Origin of the sequence: Vibrio sp. YT-18 (assembly GCF_033337345.1) — a bacterium.
In the GTDB taxonomy this organism is placed as follows: domain Bacteria; phylum Pseudomonadota; class Gammaproteobacteria; order Enterobacterales; family Vibrionaceae; genus Vibrio; species Vibrio alginolyticus.
Genome location: NZ_JAWOQO010000116.1, coordinates 1 through 1,361 on the forward strand (window position 1 = coordinate 1; position 1,361 = coordinate 1,361).

At 50.1% G+C, this 1,361-nt stretch carries 1 pseudogene; it reads right to left on the reverse strand.

The features are described 5' to 3' along the window. Positions 1-1,361, reverse strand: a pseudogene (locus tag R7M72_RS24770) (propeptide, peptidase); the annotation flags it as partial.

The window sequence follows — 1,361 nt, forward strand, 5'->3', positions numbered from 1 at the left end:
TTTACGCTTGCAGATCGGCCGGTGTGAGAAAGCGTCAACTCGACCGTTTCCCCAGCGTTGATGTAACGAGATTGATATCGGGCGTTAAAAGGAACTTTGAGTAAGTTATGCTGTGCGAAGCTATCTTTCAGAATTTGTGCGTACTCTTTTTCAGGGAAAAGCATTGTCGCGGCAAACACGGTGGACTCCGCCAAATCATGCATTTTCACACCACGACCCACGCCGTACATGCCTTCAAGCACAATCGAGTCAAAGTCACGGAAAACACGATCCGAACCATCTCCATAACGAGCAACGGACGCTTTCAAGGCTTGGAATAAAGGTGTCGACCACAACTCGTCGCCCAATTCACCACCAACACTTTCATGCGCTCGGTATTCCGCTCCTTCAAAGTAACGAGCACGTTGGTTCCGGAGACTACGTGTTGCGCGGCGAACGCCAAACATGCCATCCCAGTTGAACACGGTATCAATCTCAAATTCCTGACCACGGCGAGCCGCATCTAAATACTGTGTTCGGTAGCTCGCGCTGCCCGCCCAGTAATCACCGACACCTTCTCCAATCGCGCCAGTGTGGCCATACGCCCAATCGGGAACAATTTGATAGTGAATCCCGTGTCCTAGCTCGTGCAAAATCACATCTGCATCCGCAGCATCCGGAGATACTCCGCCAACGCCCAACATCAGCGCACGCGAACCTGTGTAGTAAGAAGAGTTGTCTAGCGCTAAACCTCGTCCATCAAAACGAAGCGGCTCTTCAAATAAGTCATAGCTCAAGCTCGATAGGTACTGCAGTGAGTTGTCAAGATGGTAAAACGCCATCAACTGCAAAAAGGCATTGTCGCCAAGCTGAGCACTTTGCATCGCTTTTACATCAGCAAAAGATTGAACACCTTCAGGCGGCAAAATACTGCTTGTATCGCGTACGGGCTCCGCACCTACCGCAGGTGTAGGCAGTAATGCAAGTGCATCCACCTGTTTAACGCGCTCGTTGGCTAGGTAGAACTTGCCGTCAGACTGCAAAACTTGAATCTGCTTCTCAACATATTGAAGTGGCTGCGGATAATCCTCTAACGAATTCCAAGCAGAATCAGGCGCAGCTTGTTGCTGCATCGTACGTAAATCAGGATCAAATACTGAGATGGGAACCGTCACTAACTCACCGGAGCTCAACGCTGGCGGCTCGGTCACTTCCAATCGAACAGGCAATTCCAGTTCTGCGGCTGGCATCGCCTCGCCATTACGAATAACCGTATCTTCAAGGCTTTTGAAAATACGCTCGATTTGGCGGTCTTGGTTAGTCGACAACACAATGGTGCGTTGCGGTTGATACTGACCATCGACCCACACATCAAAGTTATA